This is a genomic window from Tenebrionibacter intestinalis (assembly GCF_016632365.1).
GTDB lineage: Bacteria > Pseudomonadota > Gammaproteobacteria > Enterobacterales > Enterobacteriaceae > Tenebrionibacter > Tenebrionibacter intestinalis.
Genome location: NZ_JAEPBH010000001.1, coordinates 96,493 through 120,445 on the forward strand (window position 1 = coordinate 96,493; position 23,953 = coordinate 120,445).

General features: G+C 54.7%; 24 protein-coding genes and 1 riboswitch. Of the genes, 11 read left to right on the forward strand and 13 right to left on the reverse strand.

What is annotated here, in order from left to right; genetic code table 11:
- Window positions 1–12 precede the first annotated feature (12 nt).
- Complete coding sequence (gene rlmA, locus JJB97_RS00475; protein ID WP_238711810.1) at window positions 13–828, forward strand: 23S rRNA (guanine(745)-N(1))-methyltransferase; 816 nt, start codon at window positions 13–15, stop codon at window positions 826–828.
- Here the strand turns inward: rlmA and mntP are convergent.
- The 5 genes from mntP to manX form a co-directional block, all read right to left on the reverse strand.
- Entirely contained in the window at window positions 825–1,394 is a 570-nt protein-coding gene (gene mntP, locus JJB97_RS00480) for a manganese efflux pump MntP (protein WP_238711811.1), read from the reverse strand. The two genes, rlmA and mntP, sit on opposite strands and share 4 nt — an antisense overlap.
- A gap of 8 nt (window positions 1,395–1,402) precedes the next feature.
- Window positions 1,403–1,579: riboswitch (yybP-ykoY riboswitch) on the reverse strand.
- Between the two features lie 196 nt (window positions 1,580–1,775).
- Window positions 1,776–2,234, reverse strand: coding sequence for a DUF986 family protein (locus tag JJB97_RS00485; RefSeq protein ID WP_238711812.1), 459 nt, complete (start codon window positions 2,232–2,234; stop codon window positions 1,776–1,778).
- 54 nt (window positions 2,235–2,288) lie between these two features.
- Complete coding sequence (locus JJB97_RS00490; RefSeq protein WP_238711813.1) at window positions 2,289–3,140, reverse strand: PTS mannose transporter subunit IID; 852 nt, start codon at window positions 3,138–3,140, stop codon at window positions 2,289–2,291.
- Between the two features lie 12 nt (window positions 3,141–3,152).
- Window positions 3,153–3,953, reverse strand: a complete 801-nt coding sequence (locus JJB97_RS00495) for a PTS mannose/fructose/sorbose transporter subunit IIC (protein ID WP_238711814.1) — start codon at window positions 3,951–3,953, stop codon at window positions 3,153–3,155.
- 62 nt (window positions 3,954–4,015) lie between these two features.
- Entirely contained in the window at window positions 4,016–4,990 is a 975-nt protein-coding gene (gene manX, locus JJB97_RS00500) for a PTS mannose transporter subunit IIAB (protein WP_238711815.1), read from the reverse strand.
- Between the two features lie 452 nt (window positions 4,991–5,442).
- Here manX and yoaE point away from each other — a divergent pair, with 452 nt between their 5' ends.
- Window positions 5,443–7,002 (forward strand): TerC family protein, encoded by a 1,560-nt coding sequence (yoaE, locus tag JJB97_RS00505; protein WP_238711816.1) that lies wholly within the window; start codon window positions 5,443–5,445, stop codon window positions 7,000–7,002.
- 12 nt (window positions 7,003–7,014) lie between these two features.
- Here yoaE and JJB97_RS00510 read toward each other — a convergent pair whose 3' ends face one another.
- The 4 genes from JJB97_RS00510 to pabB all read right to left on the reverse strand — a co-directional run bounded on the left by JJB97_RS00510 (window position 7,015) and on the right by pabB (window position 12,251).
- Window positions 7,015–8,592, reverse strand: coding sequence for an EAL domain-containing protein (locus JJB97_RS00510; protein ID WP_238711817.1), 1,578 nt, complete (start codon window positions 8,590–8,592; stop codon window positions 7,015–7,017).
- A gap of 135 nt (window positions 8,593–8,727) precedes the next feature.
- The gene (locus tag JJB97_RS00515) at window positions 8,728–10,092 is read right to left on the reverse strand and encodes an L-serine ammonia-lyase (protein ID WP_238711818.1); all 1,365 of its coding nucleotides are present in this window, start codon (window positions 10,090–10,092) and stop codon (window positions 8,728–8,730) included.
- 196 nt (window positions 10,093–10,288) lie between these two features.
- Complete coding sequence (locus JJB97_RS00520; protein ID WP_238711934.1) at window positions 10,289–10,852, reverse strand: CoA pyrophosphatase; 564 nt, start codon at window positions 10,850–10,852, stop codon at window positions 10,289–10,291.
- A gap of 22 nt (window positions 10,853–10,874) precedes the next feature.
- The gene (pabB, locus tag JJB97_RS00525; protein WP_238711819.1) at window positions 10,875–12,251 is read right to left on the reverse strand and encodes an aminodeoxychorismate synthase component 1; all 1,377 of its coding nucleotides are present in this window, start codon (window positions 12,249–12,251) and stop codon (window positions 10,875–10,877) included.
- A 110-nt stretch (window positions 12,252–12,361) separates the two neighbouring features.
- Here pabB and JJB97_RS00530 point away from each other — a divergent pair, with 110 nt between their 5' ends.
- Entirely contained in the window at window positions 12,362–12,544 is a 183-nt protein-coding gene (locus JJB97_RS00530) for a YoaH family protein (protein WP_238711820.1), read from the forward strand.
- A gap of 32 nt (window positions 12,545–12,576) precedes the next feature.
- On the opposite strand, the gene JJB97_RS00535 is transcribed toward JJB97_RS00530, so the two are convergent.
- Window positions 12,577–12,924, reverse strand: a complete 348-nt coding sequence (locus JJB97_RS00535; RefSeq protein ID WP_238711821.1) for a RidA family protein — start codon at window positions 12,922–12,924, stop codon at window positions 12,577–12,579.
- A 133-nt stretch (window positions 12,925–13,057) separates the two neighbouring features.
- Between JJB97_RS00535 and JJB97_RS00540 the strand changes: the two genes are divergently transcribed.
- The 5 genes from JJB97_RS00540 to rnd all read left to right on the forward strand — a co-directional run bounded on the left by JJB97_RS00540 (window position 13,058) and on the right by rnd (window position 19,450).
- Window positions 13,058–14,968, forward strand: a complete 1,911-nt coding sequence (locus tag JJB97_RS00540) for an ATP-dependent DNA helicase (protein ID WP_238711822.1) — start codon at window positions 13,058–13,060, stop codon at window positions 14,966–14,968.
- Between the two features lie 69 nt (window positions 14,969–15,037).
- Entirely contained in the window at window positions 15,038–15,733 is a 696-nt protein-coding gene (tsaB, locus tag JJB97_RS00545; protein ID WP_238711823.1) for a tRNA (adenosine(37)-N6)-threonylcarbamoyltransferase complex dimerization subunit type 1 TsaB, read from the forward strand.
- A gap of 43 nt (window positions 15,734–15,776) precedes the next feature.
- Window positions 15,777–16,370, forward strand: a complete 594-nt coding sequence (locus JJB97_RS00550; protein WP_238711824.1) for a Slp family lipoprotein — start codon at window positions 15,777–15,779, stop codon at window positions 16,368–16,370.
- A 204-nt stretch (window positions 16,371–16,574) separates the two neighbouring features.
- Window positions 16,575–18,260, forward strand: a complete 1,686-nt coding sequence (fadD, locus tag JJB97_RS00555) for a long-chain-fatty-acid--CoA ligase FadD (protein WP_238711825.1) — start codon at window positions 16,575–16,577, stop codon at window positions 18,258–18,260.
- A gap of 68 nt (window positions 18,261–18,328) precedes the next feature.
- The gene (gene rnd / locus JJB97_RS00560) at window positions 18,329–19,450 is read left to right on the forward strand and encodes a ribonuclease D (RefSeq protein WP_238711826.1); all 1,122 of its coding nucleotides are present in this window, start codon (window positions 18,329–18,331) and stop codon (window positions 19,448–19,450) included.
- A gap of 157 nt (window positions 19,451–19,607) precedes the next feature.
- Here rnd and minE read toward each other — a convergent pair whose 3' ends face one another.
- The 3 genes from minE to minC are packed head-to-tail and all read right to left on the reverse strand — an operon-like array spanning window position 19,608 to window position 21,406.
- Window positions 19,608–19,874: a cell division topological specificity factor MinE gene (minE, locus tag JJB97_RS00565; protein WP_238711827.1), complete on the reverse strand. Its 267-nt coding sequence runs from the start codon at window positions 19,872–19,874 to the stop codon at window positions 19,608–19,610.
- Between the two features lie 3 nt (window positions 19,875–19,877).
- Entirely contained in the window at window positions 19,878–20,690 is an 813-nt protein-coding gene (gene minD, locus JJB97_RS00570) for a septum site-determining protein MinD (RefSeq protein ID WP_238711828.1), read from the reverse strand.
- Between the two features lie 23 nt (window positions 20,691–20,713).
- On the reverse strand, window positions 20,714–21,406 hold the full coding sequence (gene minC, locus JJB97_RS00575) for a septum site-determining protein MinC (protein WP_238711829.1): 693 nt from the start codon (window positions 21,404–21,406) through the stop codon (window positions 20,714–20,716).
- Between the two features lie 120 nt (window positions 21,407–21,526).
- Between minC and JJB97_RS00580 the strand changes: the two genes are divergently transcribed.
- The 3 genes from JJB97_RS00580 to JJB97_RS00590 all read left to right on the forward strand — a co-directional run bounded on the left by JJB97_RS00580 (window position 21,527) and on the right by JJB97_RS00590 (window position 23,518).
- Complete coding sequence (locus JJB97_RS00580) at window positions 21,527–21,802, forward strand: YcgL domain-containing protein (protein ID WP_238711831.1); 276 nt, start codon at window positions 21,527–21,529, stop codon at window positions 21,800–21,802.
- 516 nt (window positions 21,803–22,318) lie between these two features.
- Window positions 22,319–22,978: a fumarylacetoacetate hydrolase family protein gene (locus JJB97_RS00585; RefSeq protein WP_238711833.1), complete on the forward strand. Its 660-nt coding sequence runs from the start codon at window positions 22,319–22,321 to the stop codon at window positions 22,976–22,978.
- A 93-nt stretch (window positions 22,979–23,071) separates the two neighbouring features.
- Entirely contained in the window at window positions 23,072–23,518 is a 447-nt protein-coding gene (locus JJB97_RS00590) for a YcgN family cysteine cluster protein (protein ID WP_238711835.1), read from the forward strand.
- The last annotated feature ends 435 nt before the right edge of the window (window positions 23,519–23,953 follow it).

Consider the following 23,953-nt stretch of genomic DNA (forward strand, 5'->3'; position numbering starts at 1 on the left):
GCAGGAGTTTTTATGTCTTTTCTTTGCCCAATTTGCCACGCGCCGCTGGCCGATGAAAAAAACGCGCTACGCTGTAGCGCAGGCCATTATTTCGACAAAGCGAAAGAGGGATATGTTAACCTGCTGGCGGTGCAGTACAAACGTTCACGCGAGCCGGGCGACAGTGCGGAAATGATGCGCGCGCGCCGCGCGTTTCTGGAAGCGGGCCACTACGCGCCGCTGCGCGACGCCCTGGCGCAATTGCTGGCTGATGCGCTGCCCGGGGAAGGCGCTGAAATTCTGGATATCGGCTGTGGGGAAGGCTACTACACCTCGGCATTCGCGCAACTGGCCCGGCAGCGCGGTGGGAGCGGCTATGGGCTGGATGTGTCCAAAGCTGCGGTGCGCTACGGCGCCAGGCGTTACCCGGACGTACATTTTTGTGTGGCATCAAGCCATCGTCTGCCGTTTGCCGACGCTACATTTGACGGCATAACGCGTATTTACGCGCCGTGTAGCGCGCAGGAGCTGGCGCGGGTGGTAAAACCCGGCGGTGTTGTTCTTACCGTTGCGCCAGGGCCTCGCCATCTGGTGCAGCTTAAGGCGCTAATTTATCAGGAAGCGAAACTTCATCCTGAACGTGAAGAGTTGCTTGATGGCTTTAACCTGGAGTCGCAAAGTACGCTGGCTTATCCGCTTAGCCTGAACGGGCGACATGCCTGCGCGCTGCTGCAAATGACCCCGTTTGCCTGGCGCGCGCGACCGGAAGTAAAAACGCGGTTGCTGGAAGCCGTCTCGTTTAAGTGTGAAACTGATTTTGCGGTGCGCTTGTGGCGCCGGAGACGTTAATGAGCCATAAAATGGCTGTAGAGAATTTGTACGCCGATACCGATAAGCACCAGACCGCCGAGGATCTCGGCGCGTTTACCGAGTAATGGGCCGATAAAGCGGCCAATCATTATGCCAAGCGTGGTCATGATGAGCGTGGCGAAACCAATAGCCAACGCCGTCCACCAGATATTGACCTGCAAAAACGCAAGCCCTACGCCAACGGCCATCGCATCAAGGCTGGTGGCGATTGCAGTCGTCGCCAGTAACCAGAAACCGTGACGATGGCGTGGTTCGTTTTCGTCTTCGGGGGCGCCGAAAAGACCTTCATAAAGCATACGTGCGCCAAGGAGCAACAGCAAAAAGAAGGCGATCCAGTGGTTCCAGTTCAACACAAATTGACTGGCAAACATACCCATAGCCCAGCCGACAAGCGGCGTACTGGCTTCGATGGCACCAAAAATCAGACCGGTGCGCAGCGCTTCGCGAAATTTAGGTTTGTAGAGCGCAGCGCCTTTGCTAATGGAGACGGCGAACGCATCCATAGACATGCCGAAAGCGAGGAAAAGCGTGGCGGAAATATTCATCTGTCTGCTCTGACCGGGAAAACCCTATGACACGACGCTGCCCCCAGTATCAGCAGTCGACGTGCCCACGGTCTCGCCTGCCCGAATGCTTATCCGAACCGTACGCGCCACGTTGATAAGCAACGAGTATGTTGACGCGCACATTTTCTTTGCAGAAAACTGGCTACTCCCCAATAGACGGGCGTCACAATACCATATTTTCAGATGTCGTCCAGAAAAAGCGGGAATAAATTTTCTGGTTAATGATAACAATATTCATTTGCTATTATTTGAGGCATTTTTGTTAATAAATTATGTTTTCCTGTTACGGATAAAATATAGCAAAGGCTATATGCACAATTTTATTTAATTATAATAACTGCGCGGGTTTTCTGATTTAATTTATTGAACGGTAAGCATAAATTGATATATTTTTTCCAGATCATTAATATGCTTTACGCGAATATAGAGGCTTTTTCGTTCTAATTTCACCACCAGTACGCCATCCTGCGACAAATTCATTGCCGTTATACGGTGATAATCTATCCAGATGCCGGAATAAAAAAAGCCCTGGTCTTTAAAGCGAATTGACGGTTGTTTTAGCCAGCCGCTATAAATTGCCAACAGCGCCACAACGCCCAATAACCATGTCGTAAGCACCGGGCCGTGCGCGGTAATATTATTGTAAATCAGTATGGCAACGAGCGCGGTGAAAATGGCTATGTCGACAGGGCTGCGGCGCAGCAGCGCCACCTTCAACCGTGTAGGGCCACGGCGGCTATCGAGTATCCATTCATCGTAAATGGCCCAGCCGAACAGCAGGAGAATAAAAACAACCAGCAGGCTCTGCGTCAGCGTCATGGCGTTACCCTGTAAACATGCCGGGGCTTAGCCCCGGCGTGGAACACATTAACATTACAGACCAAGCAGACCGATTGCGTAGCCTACTATCCCAATGACGAAGAAACCGCAGATAATCCACAGCGCATTTACTTTCTTACGCAGCAGCCACATACAGGCAAAGGTCAGCAGCAGAGGAACAAGACCGGGCATTAACTGGTCGAGTATATTCTGAACGGTAGTGATTTTCTCCGCGCCGGTCTGATCGGTAACTTTTGAAACCACCATCGGAATATTGACGTGCGTCCATTTATTTACCAGCGCGCCCATAACAAACAGGCCGAGAATTGACGCTCCTTCCGTCAGTTTTTGCAGAAAGCCGCCACCCATATCCTTAACTATATCCACGCCCTTGCGATAGCCGTAGGCCACGCCGTAATAGCGGGTGAGCAGGCGCACCAGATTGAACAGCACAAAGAACAGAATGGGGCCGAGCAGACTGCCGCTCATGGCGATACCGGCGCCAAGCGCGGCGAACACAGGGCGAACGGTGCCCCAGAAAATCGGATCTCCCACGCCGGCCAGCGGCCCCATCAGGCCAACCTTGATGCCGTTGATGGCCGCATCGTCTATCGGCGCGCCGTTGGCGCGTTGCTCCTCCATTGCCAGAGTAACGCCCAGCACCGGGGCAGCTACGTAAGGATGCGTGTTGAAAAATTCCATGTGGCGTTTAATCGCCTGGCGGCGCGCGTCATTATTTTCCGGATAAAGGCGACGGATTACCGGCACCATAGAAAAGCAGAAGCCAAGCGCCTGCATACGTTCGAAGTTCCATGAGCCCTGAAACAGGTTAGAACGCAGAAATACACCGCGAATATCGCCCGGAGTCAGCTTTTTCTCAGGGGTTGTTTTAGTCATATCCACCATATCATCCACCTGTTAATCCAGTTCGTTATCGAGATCGTTATGGGTTGCTACCGTCTGCGCCGGGGCCGCAGAGCGGTTATATTTCGGGCTTAGCTGGATGTAGAGGATGGCCATCACCGCGCCAATAACGCCCAGCGCTACCAGGTTAAAGTCAGTAAAGGCGGCAGTCACGAAGCCAAGATAGAAGAACGGCATCAGGTAGCCCGCGCGCATCATGTTAATTACCATCGCGTAGCCGACGACTACGATCATACCGCCGGCGATGTTCAGGCCGTTGGTCACCACTTGCGGAATGGCGTTAAGCAAATTCTGCACTTCGCTGGTGCCGACAGAAATTGCCACGATCACCGCCGGTATGGCAATACGCATCGCCTGGAGGAGCAGCGCCGACACATGAAGCCAGGACAGGGTCGTGAGGTTGCCTTTTTCTGCCGCGCTGTCTGCTGCATGCTGGAAGCCTACGGTAATGGTGCGCACGATAATCGTCAGCACCTGGCCTGCCGCCGCCAGCGGAATTGCCAGCGCGATACCGGCCCCAATGCTCTGATGTCCGGCAATAACGAGTATCGTGGAAATAATTGACGCCAGCGCGGCGTCAGGCGCGACGGCAGCGCCGATATTCATCCACCCCAGCGCTATCATTTCAAGCGTACCGCCGATAATGATGCCGGTTTTCATGTCCCCGAGCACGATGCCAATTAGCGTACAGGCCACCAGCGGGCGATGAAACTGGAACTCATCAAGAATGGATTCCATACCTGCAATGCAGGCGACGATGAATATCAGCACAATTTGAAGCGTGGTCATCTCCATTGTACTTCTCCTGTGTAATCAGACTATTGTAAAGGCTGAGTCAATAAAACCGCGTCTTGCGGCTATTTGTTCACTTTGCTAATTAAATCCATCATTTTCAGGCGCGGATCGCTTGAGACTTTGCGCACCTCCAGTTCGATACCGCGCTTATTAAGCCAGTTAAACGCATCGATATCCTGTTGGTCCACAGAGACGGCGTTATTGACCTGGGTTTTTCCCTGCCGATAAGCCATACCGCCGATGTTGACGGTGGTAATTTTCACGCCGCCTTCAACCAGACGCACCACGTCGGTGGGGTTGGTAAACAGCAGCATCACGCGCTCGCGCGCGTATTTGGGGTTGTTATAAACGCGAATCATTTTGGCGACGTCAACTACGTGGGCGCTTACCCCAGGCGGCGCGACTTGCGTAAGCAGCGTTTTGCGTACCGTGTCGGCGGCGACTTCGTCGCTGACTACGATAATGCGCGTAACGTTGGTTTCTTTTGTCCAGCGGGTTGCTACCTGGCCATGAATCAGACGGTCGTCAATGCGTGCAAGCCCAATCACCATGTAGTCATTCGGGCCCATTGGCTTAAGGGGGGCTGCTGGCGTTGTGCTGGCCGGCGCGGCGGCTGGAGCAGGCGTCGCTTTTTCAGCAACGTTCGCTTTGAGCGCTTTTACGCCTTCGCGCCCGGTTTCCAGCGCTACAGCAATAAGTTCATCAAAGGTCGGGTTGTCGTCGCGGGCCATCAGGGTTTCCACCAGCATCGGGATATTAACTCCCGCTATGACCTCATACTGGGGTTTATCCACTACAATGCGGCTGGCTGCGTTAAACGGACTGCCGCCCCAGGTATCTACCAAAAACAACACGCCCTGTGCGGTATCGAGTTTTTCAAGCTGAGCATGATATTTTTCGATCAGGGTTTCTGCGTTTTCCCCTGGAACGAAATCAATCCAGCCCACGTTTTGTTGCTCTCCAAGCAGCATCTCAGCTGTTTTTAACAACTGTTCCGCTGCCCAGCCGTGCGTACCTATGACAATAGCAATGGTCACTTGCTACCTCCTGTGTTGGCTTCACTCACTCTTATACTTTCGGCAAGAATGAATCGATTCATACAAGGGTTGATTTCGGAACGTCATGACTTACCGCGAATAATTTTAGGGAGTGAAAATATAATTTTTGTGATGTGCTTCCGTAATTTAGAGTGAGGCAACAATTAATTTCACAGTGTAAAATATGGCCCCGCCCGGATAAAAAATGCAAAGTCAGGTAAATCTTTGCCAAAACGTAAACGGCTTTGTTATGGTTAACTTCCGTATTTGTTAATTGAGGAACTTTGGGCAGTTGCCCTCCGTATGGACCGTCACCGACGTCTTTTCACTCACAGGCCGGATTACACCGCCTTTATTGCAGGCGCAGCGAGCCTCATCTCCAGTCATTTATTCTTTTTAGCGCCCGGGCGTAGCAGGGTGCCGTTTAGCGTTTCCCGTTGCAGGAGTTTGTTATGGAAATTTTAATGGATCCCTCGATTTGGGCGGGGTTATTGACGCTGGTTGTGCTTGAGATTGTTCTTGGCATCGACAACCTGGTATTCATCGCGATTCTGGCAGATAAGCTGCCGCCAAAGCAGCGTGATAAAGCGCGCCTGATTGGCCTTTCGCTGGCGTTGATTATGCGCCTTGGGCTGCTCTCGTTAATTTCCTGGTTGGTCACGCTCACAAAACCGCTCTTTAGCGTGGGCGACATGACATTTTCCGGGCGTGACATGATTATGCTGATCGGTGGTTTGTTCCTGCTCTTTAAGGCCACAACCGAGCTGCATGAACGGCTGGAAAACCGCCAGCACGACGGCGAACACGGGAAAGGCTATGCCAGTTTCTGGGTTGTAGTATTACAAATTGTCGTGCTGGATGCGGTTTTCTCGCTTGATGCGGTGATTACCGCCGTCGGTATGGTGGATCATCTGCCTGTCATGATGGCGGCGGTGGTTATTGCAATGGCAGTCATGCTGCTGGCGTCAAAGCCGCTGACAAATTTCGTTAACGCGCATCCAACCGTGGTTGTGCTGTGTTTGAGTTTTCTGCTGATGATAGGCCTAAGCCTGGTGGCGGAAGGGTTTGGCTTTCATATACCGAAAGGCTACCTCTACGCGGCAATTGGTTTTTCCATTGTCATCGAAGCGTTTAATCAGATTGCACGCCGCAATTTTATCCGCAACCAGTCGCGTCGCCCGCTGCGCGCGCGCGCCGCAGAAGCGATTTTGCGCCTGATGGGCAACCATGCGCCTGCGGTGGCGCGCAATGGAAGCGGCAGCCCGACGCTGATGCCAATCCAGGCTGAAGCGTTTGTTGAAGAAGAGCGTTATATGATAAACGGCGTGCTTACGCTGGCATCACGTTCGCTGCGCAGTATCATGACGCCGCGCGGTGAAATCAGTTGGGTGGATGCGAATCTGTCGGTAGACGAGATCCGTCAACAGTTGCTCTCATCACCGCACAGCCTGTTCCCGGTATGCAGGGGCGAGCTGGACGAGCTGATTGGCGTAGTGCGCGCTAAAGAGCTGCTGGTCGCTCTTAATGATGGCGCTGATGTGGCCGCTATTGCGGCAGCGACGCCAATGATTGTGGTGCCGGAAACGCTTGATCCTATCAATCTGCTGGGTGTGCTGCGCCGCGCGCGCGGGAGTTTTGTTATCGTCACGAATGAATTTGGCATAGTGCAGGGGTTGGTTACGCCGCTTGATGTTCTGGAGGCGATCGCCGGTGAATTCCCGGATGCGGATGAAACGCCGGAGATAGTGGCTGACGGCGACGGCTGGCTGGTTAAAGGATCGACCGATTTGCATGCGCTTCAGCAGCGTCTTAATCTTAACACGCTGGTGAACGAGAAGGAGGGTATCGCTACGGTAGCAGGGCTGGTGATAGCCGCTAACGGGCAGATACCGCAAGCCGGCGATGAGCTCCACCTGCCGCCGCTGCGTATTCAGGTGCTGGAGGCCAACGACTATCGCGTTGATCTGGTGCGCGTTATCCATGAAACGCCGCCAGAAGACGAGGAAGAATAACCCGCAGTCGGGTCAGACCCTGGTCTGGCCCGGCGTCGACAGCCGCTGGTGTCTTTCCAGCCAGGCAGGGAATTCGCCAGGCGGCATCGGGCGGGCAAACAACCAACCTTGTAAAATTTGCACCTGCTGGCGACGCAGGTACTCCTCCTGTAGCGCGGTTTCCACACCTTCAGCGACCAGCGTAATTCCCAGCCGCTGCCCCAACTCAATAATCATACTGATAACGCGCGAATTGACCGAATCGGTGCCGATAGCGGCGGTAAATGATTTATCGATTTTCAGCACGTCGGGCTTGAGCATCTCAAGCCAGGCGAGAGAGCTGCGTCCAGTGCCAAAATCATCAATAGCTAACCGGACGCCGAGCGCGCGCAATTGTCGAAAAACCTGCGGGTCGAGATGCTGAAGATCCTCGCGTTCGGTGAGCTCCAGCATCAGCCGCTGCGAAGGTCGGCATGCAAACCAGTAGCGCTTAAGATCGTTGAGAATCAAGCCATTACGAAAGTGATCGGCGGCAACATTAATGCCAATGTGAAAATCGCTGCTGGCGGGGAAAATGTCGATATGTTTTATGGTACGGTCAATAACGTAGCGAGTGAGCGGCACTATCAAATTTTCCTGCTCGGCGAGAGGAATAAAAATGTCGGGCGATATCCAGCCCTGGCGAGGATTATTCCAGCGCAACAGCAGTTCCACGCCGGTGCAGGCGTGGGTTTGTGCATGGACTAACGGCTGACACCAGATCTCAAACTCGCCCCGAGCGATCCCTAAGGTAATTTCTCGTGAGAAACTCATACGGCTGGCGCTGGCCTGCCAGGCCATGTAGCCAATCAGCAGCGCCAACAGGAGCGCCAGCGGCACCTGGCTGGGTAAACGTTGAACCGCCAGGGTGCTGGCTGATGGGCCAATAAGTGAAATAGAAAACGGCTGTCGCGCGGAGTGAAACTGTGTTTCCTTATCATCTGTTCCCGGCGGCGGAAAACCCAGCGCGTTGCTGCCGTAGACCAGGTGGTTATCGCCAACATTCAGCGCCGTGCGTACAACCCAGGGCATTTCGGACGCAGACATCAGTTGCGTGAGCAGCGCGATATTGATTACCTGCATTGCCCCGTCAAGGCCGCTATCGCCGACCGATGTCCATTTCACCAAAACAGGCGAGCCTTTTAGCAGAGAATTATCCACCGACAGTTGCAGCGATGCATGCCGGGAAGGGAGCGTCGGTTCCAGCATATTGACAGGTACGGCGCGATTGCCAAACACGCTGGAGCAGTAAAGAATGCCATTCTTAATCAGCGAGATAGCACGCAGCGTACGGGCGCGGGCGACATATTGCCTCAGTTCCCCCTGCACCGCATTGCAGGGTTTGCCGACAAGCGGCGCGACGCGCAGACCCAGTTCGTCATGTGGCGAGAGCAGGTTTTCCATTGTGGCGACAGCGTAGCTGCCATATTCATCCACTCTTTGCAGATTGACGCTGCGGATGGTGAGAAAGCGCACGCCCAGCGTGGCTAAAAAAGTTAACACTGCCAGCGACAGGGCGAGGGTTATTCGCCGGCGGCGATAGTTTCTGATGATGTGCTGCGCCGTTTGCATCCGTGTTTCCTGCCAGAAGTGGGCCCCGAATCGGGTCGGAGGATGTGGTCAAGTGTAGCGGGGGAAAAGCGGCGTGATGGAGAAAATCACGCACCCGCCTGTAAAAGGCTGCGGGTGCGTCTGTTGATACGCAGGTCAGTCGCATTGCACCTTAATGGCAAGGCCGCCGCGCGAAGTTTCACGGTATTTAGCGTTCATGTCTTTGCCGGTCTCGTACATTGTTTCAATCACTTTATCAAGTGAAACCCGGGGTTCGCTGGTGCGGCGCAGTGCCATTCGCGCAGCATTAATCGCTTTGACTGATGCGATGGCGTTGCGTTCGATGCAGGGAACCTGAACCTGGCCTGCTACCGGATCGCAGGTGAGACCAAGATTATGCTCCATGCCAATTTCAGCGGCGATGCATACCTGCTCGGGACTGGCGCCCAGCAGTTCGGCCAGGCCGGCAGCGGCCATTGAGCAGGCAACCCCCACTTCGCCCTGGCAACCGACCTCCGCGCCAGAGATAGAGGCGTTCAACTTATACAAAATGCCGATAGCGCCCGCGGCTAAAAAGTAGCGAAGATAAATATCCGGCGTCACCGGTTCGATAAAGCGATCGTAGTAGGCCAGTACGGCAGGAACGATGCCGCAGGCGCCATTTGTGGGGGCGGTCACCACGCGGCCGCCGGCGGCATTTTCTTCGTTGACCGCCAGCGCAAACATATTAACCCAATCCACCACATTCATTGGATCGTTGGACAGGCTGCCGCTGGAAACCAGCATTCGACGTAGCGCGGCGGCGCGGCGCGGTACCCGTAACGGCCCTGGCAGCACGCCTTCGGTATTAATTCCGCGATCGATACAGGCGCGCATGGTTTGCCATACGCGCTCAAACCAGGCATCGATATCGCTTTTAGTATGTAGCGCCAGTTCGTTGCGCAATACCATGCCTGAAAGCGACAGCCCCGATTCGCGGCAGTGCGCCAGCATCTCTTTTGCGCTGCGAAAGGGGTAGGGTACATCAGCTTCGTTCAGCGCTGACTTGCCAAAATGCGCTTCATCAACAATAAAGCCGCCGCCGATAGAGTAGTATGTATTGTTATAAATTTCGCGATCGCCAGACCAGGCATGGATTTGCAACCCATTTTCGTGCAGCGGCAGATTACTGTTGTGAAAGCGTAGGGCTTTATTTAGTGGAAAATCGACTTCGCGACGGCCGTTGGCCAGAAGCAGGCGGCCGCGGTCTTGCACATCGCGGATAAACGCAGCGATAGCGTCGATATCAACATTATCCGGCGTATTGCCCGCCAGGCCCATAATAATAGCGATATCGGTATGGTGCCCTTTACCCGTAAGAGAAAGCGAGCCGTACACGTCGACGACGACGCTATCTACCTGCTCCAGTAATCCTTTTGCGATCAAATCGTCAATAAACTGCTTTCCGGCCTTCATCGGTCCGACGGTATGCGAGCTGGAAGGGCCAATGCCGATTTTAAACATATCGAAAGTGCTAATCACAATGCTACTCCTGCCTGGGCGCACGCCGGGCGCCGAACGCGCTGCAAATGTGGCTAGTGTAAGGGCAACCGCGCCGTGAAATTGAACTATTCACATGAATAAAACTAATTGCCAGCCTCAATTTTATTTATATCGAATGCGCAGTTATTCGCATCATACTCACTCCCCTTTGCTGCTTTACAGAATGGCAAGCTGGTTAATAACGGTAGCCCGTTTGCAGCGCCAGCTCACGGATTATGCCTGCGGTCATGCCCCATACGAAGTATTGCTCATACCATGACAGCCAGACACGGCGCTCGCCGTTGTGGCGCTTCACATCCAGTGGGTGATAGCGCCCCAGGCGTAGCGCCTCCTGAAGGGGCATTTCAAAAACCGAAGCGACTTCATCCTCGCACGGGCGATACGGTATATCCGGCGGAATGAGGCCCACTACGGGGGTAACGCGAAAACCGCTGATGCTGTCTACAGGCGGCAGAATACCCACTACTTCGACGCAGGCGGGCGGGATGGCGACTTCTTCATGCGCTTCGCGTAATGCTGCGACAATCAGCGAGCTATCGCTACTGTCCATTGCGCCGCCGGGGAAGGCAACCTGACCTGGATGTTTACGCAGGCGTGAGGAACGCTGGGTTAATAACAACCCTGGGCGCGTGCGGCGCACCACCGGCACCAGTACTGCCGCCTGGCGCTGGTTGGCGGCGCTGGCGCGCGGCTGCGGGCGTAGCAGCAGGAAGCGGGAAAGGAAATCGTCAAGCGTCATAACGTGGGGGTGGGGCATCGTTTTATTGCTCAGTGAGGCGCAGAATGCGGTTAACTTTAGCAAACGTTTCCTGATATTCCGCCTCCTCAATGCTGTCAGCCACAATACCCCCGCCGGCGGAGCAGTGTAGCCGCCCGCCGCAGGCAATAAGGGTGCGAATGGTAATGCTGGTGTCCATGCGTCCACAAAAGCTGATATAGCCAATACTGCCGCACCAGGCATTCCGGCGCTGTGGTTCCAGTTCCTCAATAATTTCCATCGCCCGCACTTTCGGAGCCCCGGTAATGGAACCGCCGGGAAACGCAGCACGCAGCAAATCGGTGGCGTGAAGCCCGTCGGCCAGCCTGGCGGTAATCGTGCTGACCAGATGATGTACTGCCGCAAAGGGTTCCACCGCGAACAGTTCCGGCACGCGCACGCTGCCGGGCTGAGCCACTCGCCCTACGTCATTTCGCAGTAAATCGACAATCATCAGGTTTTCAGCGCGATCCTTGGGAGAGCTGGCAAGCCGCTGCGCCTGACGCGTATCGGCGTCAGGATCGGACAGGCGCGGTAGCGTACCTTTAATGGGGCGGGTCTGAATTTCACCGTGCGTCAGGCGAATAAAACGTTCCGGCGACAGGCTGAGAATCGCGCCTTCAGGCAGCCTTAGAAAGGCGCTAAAGGGGGCGCGATTATCTGCATTGAGTTTAACGAATGCCGGCCATTCATCACCCTGGTAGCCCGCGCTGAAGCGCTGCGCAAGGTTAACCTGATAGCAATCGCCGCTGAGCAGGTATGCCTGTACACGGCGGAATTTTTCACCGTATTGCGCGCGCGATAAATTACTTTGCCAGGCAGTGGTTAGCCGCAGCGGCGCGTGTTTGATACGGGGGAGGGCGTTTAGCCAGGCCAGGCGCGCGCCGGCATCGCGCTGGCTTACCAGAGTGACGCGCTTAAGTTGGTTATCGACAATCAGCGCCCAGTCGTAAATGCCGACTGCCATATCCTCAATGGGGATGTCGGCGGCAGCGAGAGTGGGCAGTGTTTCAAAACGTCTGCCGAGATCGTAGCCGAAAAGCCCTATCGCGCCGCCCTGAAAAGGCAGATCGTCTGTTTGCGCTGCGGTAACGTTCTGCTCCGTCATGACATCGGCCAATCGTTTTAGCGGATCGTCGAGGGTACTGACCGGCGCTTTTCGGGGATCGGCATAGTCGATTCGCGTGGTGGTGCCGGTGGTTCGCAGCGTTACGCAGGGCTGCGCGGTCAGAATATCAAAGCGGCTGCCGGCATGGTTTGCGTATCCGGAGTGCAGCAACATCGCCCACGGCAGCGTATTTAAGGCGCTAAACCAGTGTTCGGCGGCATCCGCGCGCCAGGGCAGGGCGACAGTGGTTAAATGTGTTGCAATTGTTGACATGGCGGCTTTATCGACAACGGAAAAACGCTAAGCATGCCATATCCACACGCGTCTGGCATCTGCGGCTGGCGCGTGAAATAATAGCCGCCGCAAAAATTCAGGAGTTGACCATGTTTACAGGCCTTCCTTCTCTAACTCATGAGCAGCAGCAAAAAGCCGTTGAGCGTATTCAGGCGCTGATGGCGCAGGGCGTCAGCAGCGGCGCGGCCATTGCGCAAGTGGCGCAGGAAATACGCGAATCACACAACGGCCATCGTATCGTAGCGCGCTTTGACGATGACGAGCAGCCATAAATTCGCCTCCCGGAAAGAGAGGCGCGGCGGCGTCAGTCAACGGCAGCGATAATTTTAATCTCAACCTTAAACGCCGCTTTCATCAGCGCGGCCTGCACGGTGCAGCGCACCGGCGCGTGGCCTGCCACCACCCACGCATCCCATGCGCGGTTCATTTCGGCAAAATCGGCCTTATCGGCGAGAAAAATAGTAGCGTCGAGAATGCGGGTTTTGTCGCTACCCTGTTCAGCCAGCATGGCGTCAATCTGGCGCAGCGTATTTTGCGTTTGCGCAAAGGCATCTGCGTCAAGATTCTCAGGCACGCCTGTGTAATACAGCGTGTGGTTATGAATGACCGCGTCCGACCAGCGGGATTCCGGTTTGATACGCACGATTGACATCAATTGCCTTCCTTATCTCTTCGTGAACGGAAAAAACGCCAAGCCTGCCACAATCCGTCGCTGGCGTCACCTCTTCGCTGGCGTTAGCGCTACGGCCCTGACATAATTACCGGCCATTTCACCAGGGGGTAGCGTGACGGACGATTTTGCATCAGATGGCCAACTGGCGCGAGCCATTCCCGGCTTTAAACCGCGCGAGCCGCAGCGCCGGATGGCGCAGGCGGTGACAAAGGCTATCGAAACCGGCACGCCGCTGGTGGTGGAAGCCGGCACCGGCACAGGCAAAACTTACGCCTATCTTGCGCCGGCGCTGCGCAGCGGTAAAAAAGTGATTATCTCTACCGGCTCTAAAGCGCTCCAGGATCAGCTTTATAGCCGTGATTTGCCAACGGTACGCCAGGCGCTGGCGTACACAGGCAGGCTGGCTTTGCTGAAAGGACGTGCTAACTATTTGTGTCTGGAGCGGCTTGAGCAGCAGGCGCTGGCGGGTGGCGACCTCCCTGTGCAGTTGCTAAGCGACGTGGTGCGGCTGCGTAGCTGGTCGTCGGAAAGCGCTGACGGCGATATCAGCACCTGCCGCGACGTGGCTGAAGACTCGGCGGTATGGCCGTTGGTTACCAGCACAAACGATAATTGCCTGGGCGCCGACTGCCCGCTTTATCAAGAGTGCTTTGTTGTCAAAGCGCGCAAAAACGCGATGGATGCAGACGTGGTAGTGGTAAACCATCACCTTTATCTCGCTGACATGGTGGTAAAAGAGAGCGGTTTCGCGGAGCTTATCCCGCAGGCCGACGTCACCATTTTTGATGAAGCCCACCAGCTACCGGATATTGCCAGTCAGTATTTCGGCCAGACGCTTTCCAGCCGTCAGTTGCTGGACCTGGCGAAAGATTTTACCCTTGCCTGGCGCACTGAAGTTAAAGATACACAGCAATTGCAAAAGTGCGCCGACAGGCTTGCCCAGAGCGCCCAGGATTTTCGCCTGCAGCTTGGCGAACCGGGCTATCGCGGCAACCTGCGCGATCTGCTGGCCAATGCAGCCATTGAGCGTGCGTTGCTGCTTCTCGACGATGCGCTGGAGCTGTGTTACGACGTAGCAAAACTCTCTTTGGGGCGTTCTGCGCTGTTGGATGCTGCGTTTGAGCGTGCCACGCAGTATCGCGCCTGCCTGCGGCGCCTGAAGGAGACCAGCCTGCCGGGTTACAGTTACTGGTATGAATGCACATCGCGCCATTTTACGCTGGCGCTAACGCCGCTCACCGTGGCGGAAAAATTTCGCGAGGTAATGGCGCAGAAAAAAGGCGGTTGGGTGTTTACATCGGCAACCTTGTCGATAAACGATCGCCTGGGCTATTTCACGGAACGCCTGGGTGTTGAAGATGCTGAAACGTTGCTGCTGCCAAGCCCCTTTGATTATGCGAAACAGACGCTATTGTGCGTGCCGCGCGCGCTGCCAGTGGCGCGCCAGCCGGGGAGCGCGCGGCGTCTGGCGCAGATGCTGCGTCCGATGATTGAAGCCAACAATGGCCGCTGTTTTATGTTATGCACTTCTCATGCCATGATGCGCGAAATTGCTGGCGAATTTCGCGCCACAATGATGCTGCCGGTACTGCTCCAGGGAGAAACCAGCAAGGGCCAGCTTTTGGCGCAGTTCCTGGAGGCCGGAAACGCGCTGCTGGTGGCGACCAGTAGTTTCTGGGAGGGCGTGGATGTGCGCGGCGATGCGCTGTCGCTGGTTATTATCGATAAGCTGCCGTTTACTTCGCCGGATGACCCGCTGCTTAAGGCGCGAATGGAAGACTGCCGCCTGCGTGGCCTCGATCCGTTTAATGAAGTACAGTTGCCGGAGGCGGTCATTGCTCTTAAGCAGGGGGTTGGCCGCCTTATTCGCGATATTGACGATCGTGGCGTTCTGGTTATCTGCGACGAGCGCCTGGTATCGCGCCCTTATGGCGAAGTTTTCCTGAACAGCCTGCCGCCCTCGCCCCGTACCCGGGACATAAAACGCGCGGTGACGTTCCTCACAACCATGCCGGAACGGTAATTTGTGCCAGGCTATGGTATGATGCGCGCCGTTTTTTCTCCCTGCATCGTCACAGAGGTTGACTGAGCCATGCGAATTCTCGCCATTGATACCGCCACGGAGGCCTGTTCGGTTGCGCTGGAGCTGGATAACGCCACTCTCAGCCATGTTGAGCTATGTCCGCGTGAACATACGCAGCGAATATTACCGATGGTACGCGATATCCTGAACCAGGGCGGCATAAACTTGTCTGAGGTAGACGTGCTGGCGTTTGGCCGCGGGCCTGGTAGCTTTACCGGCGTGCGCATCGGAATCGGCATAGCCCAGGGGCTGGCGCTGGGAGCGGCGCTGCCGATGGTTGGCGTATCGACGCTTGCCGCAATGGCGCAGGGCGCATTTCGCAAACAGAGCGCCACCCGTGTGCTGGCTGCTATCGATGCGCGCATGGGCGAAGTCTATTGGGCGGAGTATCAGCGCGACGCCAGCGGTATATGGCGCGGCGAGGAGACCGAAACAGTACTTAAACCTGAGGCCGTGTGCGCACGGCTAAAGCAGCTTGAAGGCGACTGGGTTACGGTTGGCACAGGCTGGCAGGCGTGGCCGATGATGGCTAACGACTGCGGGCTTGCGTTAAAGGATGGCGGGGTGCTGTTGCCCGCCGCGGAAGATATGCTGCCGCTGGCGCGTTACGGCGTGGCGCAGCAGCGCACCGTTGCGGCGGAGAAGGCTGAACCGGTCTATCTGCGTAATGAAGTGGCATGGAGAAAGCTGCCGGGGCGTGAATAAAAGTCCGCGCGCATTGCGCAAGGCGAGTGTAAGGAGCAACGAAATGGCGGTGCAAATAAAGAAAGCAGGCTGGCTGTCAGCCGCTGTGCTGACGCTGATGCTGAGTGGTTGTGCGACGGTGCCGGATGCCATAAAAGGCACCAGCCCGACGCCACAGCAGGATCTGGTGCGGGTAATGAACGCACCGCAGTTGTACGTTGGCCAGGAGGCGCGTTTTGGCGGCAAAGTGGTGGATATTAAAAATCAGCAGGGCAAGACCCGGCTGGTCATTGCCGCAATGCCGCTCGACGATATGGCGGCGCCTGTGCTGGGCAGCGCATCGCGCGGGCGCATTTATGCCGATCTGAGCGGGTTCCTCGACCCGGAGGATTTTCGCAACCAACTGGTGACGGTAGTTGGCCCGATTGTCGGTACTGAGCAGGGCAAGATCGGACAGTCGCCTTATACCTTCATGGTTATGCGCATCGATGGTTACAAACGCTGGCGCATTGCTCAGCAGGTCGTGATGCCGCCACAGCCAATGTATCCGTGGATATGGGGGCCTGGCCCCTGGCGCCATCATGGCTACTGGGGCGGACCGTGGGGGGGCTGGTATAATATCGGTCCCGCGCGGGTGCAAACCTTCGTAACTGAATAATGTTTTTATTTTTAAGTAACTTAGACAGCGACTGGTTCGCTGTCTCTTTGTTTCCAGGATGGAACGGAAATAATTAGTGATGGGCTTCGCAACCTGATAACCGGCTCATAACCAAACTGGTACGCTGAGTTAATACTATGTTAAAAGCGCGCCTGTCAGTCGGAGGTTGTGATGACGACGAATAATAATCTCAGAGGTGGAACCTTGCAGAAAGTTTGGCTTAATCGCTATCCGGAGGATGTTCCGGCACAGATAGACCCCGATCGTTATTTATCTCTGGTAGAACTTTTTGAACGCTCAGCAAACCGTTTTGCCGACAGCCCGGCCTTTATCAATATGGGCGAGGTGATGACTTTTCGTAAGCTTGAAGAACGCAGCCGCGCTTTCGCCGCTTATCTACAACAGGGGCTGGGTCTACGTAAGGGCGATCGCGTGGCGCTGATGATGCCTAATCTGCTTCAGTATCCGGTAGCATTGTTTGGCATCCTGCGGGCGGGCATGGTGGTGGTCAATGTTAACCCGCTCTATACGCCGCGCGAGCTGGAGCATCAGTTAAACGACAGCGGCGCGAGCGCTATTGTGATCGTTTCTAACTTTGCGCATACGCTGGAGAAAGTGGTTGATAATACTCGCGTTAAGCATGTCATTCTGACGAGGTTGGGCGATCAGCTATCCACAGCCAAAGGAACGCTGGTTAACTTTGTGGTGAAGTATATCAAGCGCCTGGTGCCAAAATATAACCTGCCGCATGCTACGTCGTTTCGTCGGGCGCTGCAAAGCGGTTATCGGATGCAGTATGTCAAACCGGAGCTTAACGGCGATAACCTGGCGTTTTTGCAATACACCGGCGGGACTACGGGCGTCGCTAAAGGCGCGATGCTAAGCCACCGAAATATGCTGGCGAACCTGGAGCAGGTCAAGGCTACTTATGGGCCGCTGCTGTACGAACAGCGTGAGCTGGTGGTAACAGCGCTACCGCTTTATCATATTTTTGCGCTCACGATGAACTGCCTGCTGTTTATCGAACTCGGCGGACAGAATCTACTCATTACCAACCCGCGTGATATTCCAGGCCTGGTTAAAGAACTGGCAAAATATCCGTTTACCGCGATTACCGGCGTTAACACGCTATTTAACGCATTATTAAATAATGCCGAGTTTCATAAACTTGATTTTTCAACGCTGCATCTGGCGGCCGGCGGCGGGATGCCGGTTCAGCACGTAGTCGCGCAACGCTGGGAGAAACTCACTGGCCACTATCTGCTGGAAGGTTATGGCCTGACGGAGTGCGCGCCGTTGGTCAGCGTTAACCCGCATGATATCGACTATCACAGCGGTAGCATTGGCCTGCCGGTGCCCTCCACCGATGTGAAGCTGCTTGATGATAACGACCAGGAGGTGGCGACAGGCGTGCCGGGCGAGTTGTGCGTTCGCGGCCCGCAGGTCATGGTCGGTTACTGGAATAGCCCGGACGCCACCGGGGAAATCATGAAGGATGGCTGGCTACGCACCGGTGATATTGCGGTGATGGATGAAGAAGGTTTCCTGCGCATTGTCGATCGTAAAAAAGATATGATTCTGGTGTCGGGTTTTAACGTTTACCCTAATGAGATTGAAGAGATCGTGATGCAGCACGACGACGTAAGTGAGGTTGCCGCCGTGGGGATCGCTTCTGAGGCAAGCGGCGAAGCGGTGAAAATTTTCGTGGTTAAAAAATCGCCTTCGCTCACCGAAGATGCGCTAATCGCTTTTTGCCGTCGCCATCTTACCGGTTATAAGGTACCAAAGAGCGTGGAGTTTCGCGACGAGCTGCCTAAATCCAACGTGGGCAAAATTTTACGTCGGGAATTGCGTGACGAAGCCTGCGAGAAAAGCAACAATAGCGCCTAACCTCACGTCAGTTATACTTACGCTGGCCATGCTGGCGTTTTTTTATGGCCAGATAAAGAGAAAACAGTTTGAATTATCAGTTGATTAAAGATTGCGTTCAGTTAGCTCAGGCGTGCGAGCAGGCGCGGCGCGCGCCTGCCGTCGCGCTGGATACCGAGTTTGTACGCACGCGTACCTATTATCCACAGACCGGGTTGATTCAGCTCTATGACGGCGAAACGGTTTCGCTAATCGACCCCCTGGCGATTGACGATATGAGCGCATTTCGCGACCTGCTGCTGGATATTTCCGTAACCAAATTTCTTCATGCGGGTAGTGAAGATATGGAAGTCTTTCTCAATGCGTTTGGCGTGATGCCGGGACCGTTTATTGACACCCAGGTATTAGCGGCATTTTTGAATCATCCGCTTTCTACCGGGTTCGCCACTATGGTGGAAACCTACAGCGGCGTGGTGCTGGATAAAAGCGAGGCGCGTACCGACTGGCTGGCGCGTCCGCTTACGCCAAAGCAGTTGAACTATGCGGCGGCGGACGTATGGTACCTGCTGCCGATAGCTCGACGTTTAATGGACGACATCGCCGGCACGGGTTGGCTGGAGGCGGCGCAGGATGAGTGCCGCCTGATGCAGCAGCGTCGCGCGGAATTGCCGGATCCGCAAGAGGCGTATCGTGATATCGGCAACGCCTGGCAGTTGCGTACCCGCCAACTGGCGTGCCTGAAGCTTATGGCGGCCTGGCGGTTAAATAAAGCGCGTGAACGCGACCTGGCTGTGAATTTCGTGGTTCGCGAAGAGCACCTCTGGCAGGTAGCGCGATACCTGCCCGGTTCGCTGGGTGAGCTGGATAGCCTTGGGCTTTCCGGCAGTGAGATTCGCTATCATGGTAAAACGTTGCTTGGCTTCGTTGAGCAGGCAAAAGCCCTGCCGCAAGCACAGCTACCGGAACCGGCGGTGAATCTGATTGATATGCCCGGTTATCGGAATGCGTTTAAACTTATCAAAGCGCTGGTGCAGGATGTGGCGAAAGATAACGGGCTAAGTCCGGAGCTTATTGCCTCGCGTCGCCAGATTAATCAACTGTTGAACTGGCACTGGAAACTCAGGCCGTTTGCGCTGCCGCCTGAACTGGCGAGCGGCTGGCGCGATACGCTGTTTGCCGGGCGGCTTCACGCGCTACTGGCGGAGGTTTGATTAATATGTCTGAAGTGCGCCTTACGCGAAATGCCGCGCGGCGGTAACGGTGTGCGCAGACAATGGATGCGGATAAGGGCGTGAGAATGGCTCTGCCGGGCGCGTTATAAAGCCGGACAAAAATAACCCCGGCAGTGTATTGCCGGGGAGAGGAGGTTTAACGCATCTCTTCCGTTTCCGGCAGCGTTACGTTGAGTTCGAGCACGGAAATATCTTCACCTTTTTGTTCCAGCTGAACGCTGACCATCTCAGGATCGATTTTCACGTATTTGCAAATCACGTCCAGAATGTCGCGCTTAAGCTGCGGCAAATAGTGGGGTTCAGAATCTCCACGGCGACGCTCTGCAACAATAATTTGTAGTCGTTCTTTGGCGATACTTGCTGTGCTCTTTTTTCGGGAAAGAAAAAAGTCGAGTAATGCCATGAGTTATCCTCCGAACAGGCGTTTGAGGAAACCTTTCTTCTCTTCTTCTATGAAGCGGAAAGGGCGTTCTTCTCCCAGCAGGCGATCTACGGCATCCGCATAGGCTTTTCCTGCGTCTGAGTCAACGTCGAGGATGACAGGCTCGCCCTGGTTTGAGGAGCGCAGCACTGATTGATCTTCCGGGATCACCCCAATAAGCGGTATGCGGAGGATTTCCAGCACATCTTCCATGCTTAACATATCACCACGGTTTACGCGACCCGGATTATAGCGGGTCAACAACAGGTGCTCCTTTATCGGATCTTCACCATTTTCAGCGCGGCGTGATTTTGAAGACAGGATCCCCAGAATGCGGTCGGAATCGCGAACGGATGACACTTCCGGGTTAGTCGTAATAATGGCCTCATCGGCGAAGTAGAGCGCCATCAGCGCGCCTGTTTCAATACCAGCCGGCGAATCGCAGATGATAAAGTCAAACTCCATTTTGTTTAATTCGTCGAGGACGTTGCCCACGCCTTCACGCGTGAGCGCGTCTTTATCGCGCGTTTGCGATGCCGGGAGAATAAAGAGATTTTCAGTACGCTTATCTTTAATCAGCGCCTGATTGAGGGTCGCATCGCCCTGAATAACGTTAACAAAGTCATAGACCACGCGGCGCTCGCATCCCATGATCAGGTCAAGGTTACGCAGGCCGATGTCGAAATCGATAACGACGGTCTTTTTCCCCCTTTGGGCAAGACCCGTAGCGATGGCCGCGCTGGAGGTTGTTTTACCAACGCCCCCTTTACCCGAGGTAACTACAATAATGCGTGCCATAAGGTATTCCTTGTGAAAAGGGCTTAATTAAAAGGTTGAACAGCCAGTGCGCCCGCGACGAGCCGCAGTCTGGCTGCTTTGCCAAAAAAATTGGGTGGAATTTGTTCGCTCAGCCAGTAAACACCGGCGATTGAAACCAGTTCCGCCGTGAGTGCCGTACAAAAAATTTGCGCTTCCCGCTCGCCGCTGGCGCCGGCCAGCGCACGGCCCCGCATAACGCCATAGATATGGATGTTGCCATCGGCAATCAGTTCTGCGCCAGCGCTGACGTGGTTAGTGACGACCAGGTCACAGTCTGGCGCATAAATTCGCTGACCGGAACGCACCGGCGTATCAATAATGCGCGTTTTTGTGACAGGGACCACAGCAGGTTCACGGGGTTTTGGTTTATCGGCCGCGCCCGGTTTTTCTTTAGCGCCGTTGAGCAGGGGAAGGGCGGCGGTTTCAACAGCCTGCCGTAGTTCGTCATCCTTACAGCCGCTAATACCGACAATTCGCAGGCCGGTTGAGGAAACTGCCTGCTGCAGCGCGGCCCAGTCAACCGGACCCTTCAGCGCGGCAACGTTAAGCACAACAGGAGCGTGTTTAAGAAATGCGGGGGCCTGGGCGATTTTTTCCAGCAATGCCTCGCGGATGACGTCAGGCCGTGTGTCATGAAGATGAACCACTGAAAGGGTGAAACTGCTGCCTTTTAGCTCGATGGGCGTATTTAACATCCTGCCTTACTCAATTCGGTTATGCCGCCGGAGGCGGGACGATATTCCGCTATACAGCAGGCATGTTATAGTCAGCGCTATATTCAGGCAAGTCGCCGCAGATGAAATCAGAGCAAAAGAATGAATTGTGTAATTTATCGAAGTACGAAACGCGATCAGACATATCTTTATGTTGAAAAAAAAGACGACTTTTCACGTGTTCCGCCAGAACTGATGAAAAGTTTTGGCGAACCCAGGCTTGCGATGATATTCCCTCTGGATGGGCGTAAAAAACTGGTAAATGCCAGCCTGGAAAACGTGATACGGGCGCTTAAAGATCAGGGTTATTATTTACAGTTGCCGCCGCCGCCGGAAAGTTTGCTTAAAATACACCTCGATAGCCAGCGCGGAAATTAACGTACTTATGGCTGGCCGCTTTCCTGGCTACACTCAATACAGCATTGCTGAAAAAGCCAGGGAAGCTTTCGTGCCGTTTTCACTTTTTCGCGCTATGTCCGGCGCGGGTTCGCCGTAAAACGCGACTCCCCGCTGCCTTCCCCGGCAGGGCGGCCGATGCGAGCGCCGCGCCTTGCTTTGATAGCGCTTAAGCGCTTTCCCGGGCCGCCGCGGTTGACAGCGCCCTTGCCCACGTCCATTTTTGGCCGGGTTATTCAGACTGTCGGCAATAGTCAGCTCAAACAACGTTAAGGCTTAAAGCTTATCCGGTAAAATAATGCTGCCGGGCGTAACCAGGACGCGAGTACAAATACAGCGTCTTTGCGGGGCAGTGCGCCTGAGTGGGAAAACGCACAGCGCAGCGGGGGCCGTTTTTGCTATTTCGCTAACGGCGCAGGGTTGTTGACCGGTGCCATTATACAATAGCGTTACGCGGGCGCGCAGAGTAGTGTTCGTTAAAATACACAGAGGTCCACTATGTACCAACATCACAACTGGCAGGGCGAGTTGCTGGATTATCCGGTAAGTAAGGTGGTTTGCGTAGGCAGCAATTACGCTAAACATATTAAGGAAATGGGCGGCGTGGCGCCCCAGGAGCCGGTACTTTTTATTAAGCCTGCCACATCGCTGTGCGATCTTCGCCAGCCGCTGGCGCTGACGCAGGGGTTGGGCGATGTTCATCATGAAGTGGAACTGGCGATTTTGATTGGCGCAACCCTCAAGCAGGCGACGCCGGATCATGTGCGACAGGCCATTGCCGGATATGGCGTTGCGCTGGATCTGACGCTACGTGATTGCCAGACTGCGTTGAAAAAAGCGGGGCAGCCCTGGGAAAAGGCGAAAGGATTTGATAATGCCTGCCCCGTTTCCGGGTTTATTCCCCGCGCTGAGTTTCAGGGCGATCCGCAAAATACATCGCTGTCTTTGACGGTAAACGGCGAAGTGCGCCAGCACGGTTCGACAGCAGATATGATACATCCTGTTTTGCCGCTGATAGCCTATATGAGCCGCTTTTTTACGCTTCATCCTGGCGACATTGTCCTGACCGGTACGCCCGAAGGCGTTGGCCCGTTGTACAGCGGGGATGAGCTTATCGTTAGCGTTAACGATAATGAGGTTGTAACGCGTGTTTTATAAAGCGCGTTTTCTGCCGCTTAACCAGCGCCTGCGCTTGCATCTGCCGCCCATACTCTTTATAACGTGCAGCTTATTTCCCTGCGGACAATGCTGATGACTGATAAACCCTTCTGGCAAGCTAAAACGCTTGATGAAATGAGCGACGAGGAGTGGGAATCGCTGTGCGATGGCTGCGGCCAGTGCTGTTTGCATAAGCTTATGGATGAAGATACTGACGAAATTTACTTCACCAACGTTGCCTGTCGGCAGCTTAATATTAAAACCTGCCAGTGTCGCAACTACGCGCGCCGTTTTGAATACGAACCAGATTGCATCAAACTGACGCGCGATAACCTGCCAACCTTTGAATGGCTGCCGCCGAGCTGTGCCTATCGCCTGCTGGCTGAAGGGAAAATGTTGCCGCTCTGGCACCCGCTGCACACGGGCTCCAAAGCGGCGATGCATGCTGAACGTATTTCTGTGCGTCATATTGCCGTGCGCGAAACTGACGTGCGCGACTGGCAGGCGCATATTTTAAATAAGCCGGAGTGGGCGAAGTAGCGAATGCGAATTTACCGTCAGAAAATGTGGTTTATTGCACGCCCTTTCGTTAGCTGACGGTGGCGGTAGATAGCCTTAGAATGTTTAGTTTGCTTTTGGTCGCGCAGACAGGCTAAAAGAGAAAACGGTTAAACCGGTTGTCATTATAAAGTGTGATTGCCGGATATTTTACATGACATTTACCGTCAGGTCCTGGGATTGTTAAGCGCGCTTTTATATTCTGCGCAGTTATTTTTATTGCGACATTGTACGGACGTCGATGCGTGATTTTTATTGCCGCAGCCATATTTATGCCTTGCCGAAAATGGGGGAGCGATGACGATTGTTTATGCTATCTGTATTCGCAGGTAAGGTTGTGGCCGTACAGACGTTAGCCGGCATACATTGATTAGCCAGTCGTAGCATTTGCCTGCGTTATCTCATAAGGCGTAGATA